This is a genomic window from Streptomyces sp. 8K308 (assembly GCF_004348315.1).
Classification (GTDB): Bacteria; Actinomycetota; Actinomycetes; order Streptomycetales; family Streptomycetaceae; genus Streptomyces.
Map to the genome: position 1 here is coordinate 1 of NZ_SMKC01000378.1, position 6473 is coordinate 6473.

7 protein-coding genes and 1 pseudogene are annotated in these 6473 nt (G+C 73.2%); 4 read left to right on the forward strand and 4 right to left on the reverse strand.

The window, feature by feature from the left end; all coding sequences use genetic code 11:
• From E1265_RS31715 to E1265_RS31725, 4 genes and pseudogenes are all read right to left on the reverse strand, one after another.
• A pseudogene (locus E1265_RS31715) lies at positions 1 to 213 on the reverse strand (ABC transporter permease); the annotation flags it as partial.
• Positions 214 to 496: 283 nt separating this feature from the next.
• On the reverse strand, positions 497 to 628 hold the full coding sequence (locus E1265_RS40485) for a hypothetical protein (protein ID WP_279571482.1): 132 nt from the start codon (positions 626 to 628) through the stop codon (positions 497 to 499).
• 61 nt (positions 629 to 689) lie between these two features.
• Positions 690 to 938 (reverse strand): acyl-CoA carboxylase subunit epsilon, encoded by a 249-nt coding sequence (locus tag E1265_RS31720; protein ID WP_132934423.1) that lies wholly within the window; start codon positions 936 to 938, stop codon positions 690 to 692.
• 11 nt (positions 939 to 949) lie between these two features.
• Positions 950 to 2545 (reverse strand): acyl-CoA carboxylase subunit beta, encoded by a 1596-nt coding sequence (locus E1265_RS31725; RefSeq protein WP_132934424.1) that lies wholly within the window; start codon positions 2543 to 2545, stop codon positions 950 to 952.
• Positions 2546 to 2660: 115 nt separating this feature from the next.
• On the opposite strand from E1265_RS31725, the gene E1265_RS31730 reads away from it, so the two are divergent.
• The 4 genes from E1265_RS31730 to E1265_RS31745 form a co-directional block, all read left to right on the forward strand.
• Positions 2661 to 3518: a biotin--[acetyl-CoA-carboxylase] ligase gene (locus E1265_RS31730; protein ID WP_132934425.1), complete on the forward strand. Its 858-nt coding sequence runs from the start codon at positions 2661 to 2663 to the stop codon at positions 3516 to 3518.
• Between the two features lie 164 nt (positions 3519 to 3682).
• Positions 3683 to 4699: an adenylate/guanylate cyclase domain-containing protein gene (locus E1265_RS31735; RefSeq protein WP_243741251.1), complete on the forward strand. Its 1017-nt coding sequence runs from the start codon at positions 3683 to 3685 to the stop codon at positions 4697 to 4699.
• A 32-nt stretch (positions 4700 to 4731) separates the two neighbouring features.
• Positions 4732 to 5553, forward strand: a complete 822-nt coding sequence (locus E1265_RS31740; RefSeq protein WP_132934427.1) for an enoyl-CoA hydratase-related protein — start codon at positions 4732 to 4734, stop codon at positions 5551 to 5553.
• Between the two features lie 50 nt (positions 5554 to 5603).
• On the forward strand, positions 5604 to 6473 hold an 870-nt coding region (locus E1265_RS31745; protein ID WP_132934428.1), incomplete at its 3' end, for a sensor domain-containing diguanylate cyclase.

The window sequence follows — 6473 nt, forward strand, 5'->3', positions numbered from 1 at the left end:
GCCCTCCCCTGGCGCGGTGAAGGCCCTGCTCACGGTGATGTCCGTGCCGAGGCCGTAGAGCGAGCGCAGCACCTCGTCCTGGGCGCGTTGCATGCCGGCCGAGACGGCGTTGACGACGATGACGAGCGCGATGCCCAGCGCCAGGCCGGCGGCGACGACGAGTTGGGTTCTTCGGCGTCTGCGCAGCTCGCGGCGGAGGTAGGTGAGGATCATGGGCGGGACGGTAGGGCGGCGGCGTGAGCGGATCCTGAGCGCGTCATGAGAGCGGGATGAGAAAGCCGCCGCGCGATCTCACAGGCCTTCTCTCAGGCCGACGCACGCCGCGAACGAGCGTGGCCGGCCGACTGCACGCCCTTCGACCGGTACGAGATCAGGTGTCTGACGCCCGTCACCGATGGTGCCGCTGCGCGACGAGTTGGCGCGGCGGAAGGAGCGGTCCCTGGAGTCCTACGCCCTCGACGCGTTCTACGGCTCGGGCACCGCCGCCGATACACGGTCAGCGGCTGATCAGCAGCAGCGCCAGCGGCGCCGCCACGGCGATCAGCCATCCGGCGCGGCGCAGCTTGGCCCGCGCGGCGGCTAATCCCCCGTCGTCGGTCGGCTGTTGGTGTAGATCGGACCAGAGCATACGTCCAGGGTGACAGCCCGGGCCCGCCCGGCGCCTAAGTATCCGTACTCAGATCCGGGGTTCAGGCAGGCCAGAAACTGGTCCGCCACGCGCCGGGCCCGGGGGCCGGCGGGCGGCGCGGGACGGTGCGGGCCGGGTGCGACCAGGCCGAGGCCGACGGTGGCCCCGGCTCCGCGTCCGCCTCGGCGGACGCCGCGGCCGCGGCGACCCGCGCCCGCATCACCGTCACCGCGGCCGCCAGCTCCTCGGGTGTCGGGTTGCCCCGCACCACCCTGATCCGCTCGGGACCGCGCTCCGGCACCTCGCTCATCGCCTCACCTCTCACAACGGGATGTTGCCGTGCTTCTTGGGCGGCAGCTGGGCCCGCTTGGTGCGCAGCGCCCGCAGCCCTCGGACGACGTGCCGGCGGGTCTCGGACGGCTCGATCACGGCGTCCACGTAGCCGCGTTCGGCCGCCGCGTACGGGTTGAGCAGCGCCGCCTCGTACTCGGCGGTGAGCCTGGCCCTGGTCTCCTCGCGCTCCTCGTCCGACTCAAGCCCTGCCAGCGTGCGCCGGTGCAGGATGTTGACGGCGCCCTGGGCGCCCATCACGGCGATCTGGGCGGTGGGCCAGGCCAGGTTGAGGTCGGCGCCCAGGTGCTTGGAGCCCATCACGTCGTAGGCGCCGCCGAACGCCTTGCGGGTGATCACGGTGACCAGCGGCACGGTGGCCTCGGCGTAGGCGTAGATCAGCTTGGCGCCGCGCCTGATGATGCCGTTGTACTCCTGGTCGGTGCCGGGCAGGAAGCCGGGCACGTCGACGAAGGTCAGCACCGGCAGGTTGAACGCGTCGCAGGTGCGCACGAAGCGCGCGGCCTTCTCGGAGGCGTTGATGTCGAGGCAACCGGCGAACTGCAGCGGCTGGTTGGCGACGATGCCGACCGGGGCGCCCTCCACCCGGCCGAAGCCGGTGATGACGTTGGGCGCGAACATCGCCTGGGTCTCGAGGAACTCCCCGTCGTCCAGGACGTGTTCGATTGCCTGGTGCATGTCGTAGGGCTGGTTGTCGGAGTCCGGGATCAGCGCGTCGAGCTCGCGGTCCTCGTCGCTGACGGCCAACTCCTCGTCGGTGTAGCGCTGTTCGTAGACGGGCGGCTCGGAGAGGTTGTTGGAAGGCAGGTAGGAGAGCAGCGCCTTCACGTACTCGATGGCGTCCTTCTCGTCCCCGGCCATGTGGTGCGCGACGCCGGAGCGCGTGTTGTGGGTGCGGGCGCCGCCCAGGTCCTCGAAGCCGACGTCCTCGCCGGTGACCGTCCTGATCACGTCAGGCCCGGTGATGAACATGTGCGAGGTCCTGTCGACCATCACGGTGAAGTCGGTGATGGCGGGGGAGTAGACGGCGCCACCGGCGCAGGGGCCGACGATCAGAGAGATCTGCGGCACCACGCCTGAGGCGTGCACGTTGCGCCGGAAGATCTCCGCGAAGAGGCCGAGCGCCACCACCCCCTCCTGGATGCGGGCGCCGCCGCCGTCGTTGATGCCGACAATCGGGCAACCGGTGCGCAGCGCGAAGTCCATCACCTTGACGATCTTCTCGCCGTACACCTCGCCGAGCGAGCCGCCGAAGACGGTGAAGTCCTGCGAGTAGACGCAGATCTGCCGGCCGTCCACCGTGCCGTAGCCGGTGACCACGCCGTCGCCGTAGGGGCGGTTGTGCTCGATGCCGAAGTTGGTCGAGCGGTGCCTCGCGAACTCGTCGAGCTCGACGAACGAACCCTCGTCAAGCAGGAATTCGATCCGCTCCCGGGCCGTCAACTTGCCCTTGGCGTGCTGCTTCTCCACCGCGCGCGCCGAGCCGGCGTTGACGGCTTCCGCCGCCCGGCGCCTGAGGTCGGCGATCTTTCCGGCCGTGGTCTGGATGTCCTCGGGCACCGGCATGGCTCCTCGTCCTCGGATGGCTACCGATCCGTAGGGTAACGGCGGCCCGGCGCGCCGTGCGGGCGCCTCCCTGGCAGCCGCCCTCCGAACGGTCCGCTCCCTTAGATTTGTCCGCATGACTCCCCAGCCCAGCCGCTGGTCCGACCTGGACCGGCCGCCGTTGCGCGTCTCCCCGCTGCGCTCCGCCCTGATCTGGCCGGACGGCGTGTGGACCAGGATCGACGTGACCGAGAGCACGGGATCGACCAATGCCGACCTCGCCGCGGCGGCGAGCGCCGGCCGGGCGCGGCCCGGCACCGTGCTGATCGCCGAGGAGCAGACGCGGGGCCGTGGCCGGCTCGGCCGCGGCTGGAGCGCACCGGCGCGATCCGGCCTGTTCTTCTCGGTGCTGCTCGACCCGGAGCGTGCCGGGGTGCCCGCGCACCGGCTGACCTGGCTGCCGCTGCTCGCCGGGGTGGCGGCGGCGACCGCGCTGTCCCGGGTCGGCGGCGTGGACACGGCGTTGAAGTGGCCCAACGACCTGCTCGTGTCGGTGGGCGGCGAGGAACGCAAGGTGGGCGGGATCCTCGCCGAGCGGGTCGTCGGCGACGACGGGGCCGTGGTGCTCGGCCTCGGGCTCAACGTCTCGCTGCGCGCCGACGAACTGCCGGTGCCGACCGCCGGCTCGCTGCTGCTGGCGAACGCCGTCACCACCGACCGGGACCCGCTGCTGCGCGCGGTGCTGCGCTCGCTCGCCGACTGGTACCGGCGGTGGGTGGAGGCCGCGGGCGATCCGGCGGTCAGCGGCCTGGACGCCGCCTACGCGGCCGGCTGCGCGACGCTGGGCCGCACGGTGCGCGCCGAGCTGCCTGGCGGCGGCGAGCTGCGCGGTGAGGCGGTGGCGCTGGACGGCGACGGCCGGCTCGTCATCGAGGCGGCCGGATCTCGCCAGCCGGTGGCGGCCGCTGACATCATCCATCTCCGTGCGACGTGACATAGGGCACACCTGCCGTAGGGTTGGGGCCGTGAGAACGCGCGAAGGGCTCGACAGGCGCGGTGCGGGCGAGGGCGGTGACCGTGTCCGAGGCTGATCCGGGCAGGTCCGAGACCACCGTCACCGGCGGTGACCCGGCGGAGGACGAGGCCCAGAACGTCGCGCTGCGCGTGGAGGCGCTGATCATCGGCGCCGAGCGGCGGTACACCCCGTTCCAGGCGGCCAGGGCGGCCGGGGTTCCGCTGGACCTGGCGTCCAGGTTCTGGCGCGCGATGGGCTTCCCCGACGTGGGCCAGGCGCGGGCACTGACCGAGGCCGACGTGCTGGCGTTGCGGCGCCTCGCGGGCCTCGTCGAGGCCGGGCTGCTGAGCGAGTCGATGGCGGTTCAGGTGGCCAGGTCCACCGGGCAGACCACGGCCCGGCTCGCGGACTGGCAGATCGACTCCTTCCTCGAGCGGCTCACCGAGCCGCCGGAGCCCGGCATGACCAGGACGGACGTGGCCTATCCGCTGGTCGAGCTGCTGCTGCCGGAGCTCCAGGAGTTCCTGGTGTACGTGTGGCGTCGGCAGCTGGCGGCGGCCACCGGCCGGGTGGTGCAGGCCCAGGACGACACGGAGATGGTGGACCGCAGGCTGGCGATCGGCTTCGCCGACCTGGTGGGCTTCACCCGGTTGACCAGGCGTCTCGAGGAGGAGCAGCTCGGCGAGCTGGTGGAGGCGTTCGAGACCACGGCGGCCGACCAGATCGCGGCCCAGGGCGGGCGGCTCATCAAGACCCTCGGCGACGAGGTGCTGTTCGCGGCCGACGACCCGGGCGTGGCGGCCGACATCGGGCTGCGGCTCGTGGAGACGCTCGGCGACGACCCGATGATGCCCGAGCTGCGGGTCGGCATCGCGTTCGGCACCGTGACGACGCGGATGGGTGACGTCTTCGGCAACACGGTGAACCTGGCGAGCCGGCTGACGTCGATAGCGCCCAAGGACATGGTCCTGGTGGACGGCGTGATGCGCGAGGAGCTGACGGCGGCCGGCCTCGCCCCGCACTCGGAGAAGGCCGCCGACTCGGCCGACGGCCGCGCGGCCGGCTACCGCTTCGCCCTCCAGCCCCTCTACCAGCGCCCGGTGCGCGGGCTCGGCATCATCGAGCCCTGGCTGCTGAGCCGCCGGGGCGAGACCGGCTGACGCGCGTCGAGCGGGGGCTGATAATGCCGGCCATGAGCGAGCTGAGCGAGCGAACGGTGACCCAGCGGTATGGCGAGTGGGTGTCGGTGCGGATCGACGAGGCGGCCCACGTCGGGGAGTTGGTGCTGGACCGGGCGGCGGCGATGAACGCGCTCTCCACCGAGCTGGCGTGGCGGCTGACGGCGGCCTGCGCCGACCTGTCGAGTGACCGGCGGGTGCGGGCCGTGGTGCTGACGTCGACGCACGACCGGGCGTTCTGCGTCGGCGCCGACCTCAAGGAGCGCAACGGCCTGTCGGACGCGGAGTTCGGCCGGCACCGCACGGTGCTGCGCGGGGCGTTCACGGCCGTGCTCGACCTGTCGGTGCCGGCGATCGCGGCGGTGCGCGGCTTCGCGCTCGGCGGCGGCTTCGAGCTGGCGCTCTCCTGCGACCTGATCGTGGCCGACCCGACGGCCGTGGTCGGCCTGCCCGAGGTGACCGTGGGCGTCATCCCCGGCGGCGGCGGCACCCAGCTGCTGCCGCGCCGGGTGGGCGCGGCCAGGGCGGCGGAGCTGATCTTCACCGGGCGGCGCGTGCCGGCCGCCGAGGCGCGGGAGCTCGGCCTGGTCGACGCGCTGACCGAGGACGGCCGGGCCAGGGACGAGGCGCTGGCCCTGGCCCGCACCATCGCGGCCAACTCCCCGGTGGGGCTGCGGGCCGCCAAGCGGGCGCTGCGCACCGGCTTCGGCCTCGACCTGCGGTCCGGGCTCGAGGTGGAGGACGCGGCGTGGCGCACGGTCGCGTTCTCGCTTGACCGCAAGGAGGGGGTGGCCGCGTTCAACGAGAAGCGCACCCCTGACTGGCCAGGCGAGTGAAGGGCTAGCGTAACGACCCGAAGCGGGGCGTACGCCCATAGCCTGGGCTTATGGGTGAGGACAGCCGGCTGCGTGCCGTGGTAGAGCTGGCGCAGCGGATGGCCGCCGCGCAGGCGCTGCCCGAGGTCGCGCACGCCGCCGCCGAGGGCGCGCGGCGGGCGTTGGGTGGTGCCTTCGCCGCGCTGTCGGTCTGGGAGCGTGAGCGCGGCCGGCTGCGGGTGCTGGTCAACACGGGGGAGCTGGCGCCCGGCGAGGAGCCCTACCCGGAGGACGAGTCGTATCCGGTGCACGACTTCCCCGAGATCACCGAGTTCCTGCACGAGCGGTGGACGCGCGGCGCCGAGCCGCGGGCCTGGGTGGAGACGGCGGCCGGGCCGCGCGGCAGCCGGCGGGTGGCGGTGCTGCGGCGGCGCGGCCGCGGCTGCTGCGTGGTGGCGCCGATCGTGCTGCACGGGCGGGCGTGGGGGGAGCTGTACGTGGCGCGCGGCTCTGGCGTGGCGTCCTTCGAGCGGGAGGACGCGGACTTCGCCTCGGTGCTGGCGTCCGTGGTGGCGGCCGGCCTCGTGCAGTACGAGCGGCTCGCCGAGGCGCGGCGGCTGGCGTTCACCGACCCGCTGACCGGCCTCGCCAACCGCAGGGCGGTGGAGATACGCCTGGACGAGGCGTTGGAGCGGCACCGGGCGACCGGCGAGGTGGTGAGCCTGGTGGTCTGCGACGTGAACGGTCTGAAGAAGGTCAACGACACCTTCGGGCACGCCACTGGGGACCGGCTGCTCGAGCGGTTCGGCTCGGTGCTCTCGCGGTGCGGCGCCGCCGTGCCGGGTGCGCTGGCGGCCAGGCTCGGCGGGGACGAGTTCTGTCTGCTCGCGGTGGGGGCCGACGCGGAGACGGTGGAGCGGGCGGCGGGGGAGGTGTGCCGG

Coding starts and splice junctions, on each gene's coding strand:
- E1265_RS40485 (WP_279571482.1), bottom strand. CDS start 628: ATGCTCTGGTCCGATCTACACCAACAGCCGACCGACGACGGGGGATTA.
- E1265_RS31720 (WP_132934423.1), bottom strand. CDS start 938: ATGAGCGAGGTGCCGGAGCGCGGTCCCGAGCGGATCAGGGTGGTGCGG.
- E1265_RS31725 (WP_132934424.1), bottom strand. CDS start 2,545: ATGCCGGTGCCCGAGGACATCCAGACCACGGCCGGAAAGATCGCCGAC.
- E1265_RS31730 (WP_132934425.1), top strand. CDS start 2,661: ATGACTCCCCAGCCCAGCCGCTGGTCCGACCTGGACCGGCCGCCGTTG.
- E1265_RS31740 (WP_132934427.1), top strand. CDS start 4,732: ATGAGCGAGCTGAGCGAGCGAACGGTGACCCAGCGGTATGGCGAGTGG.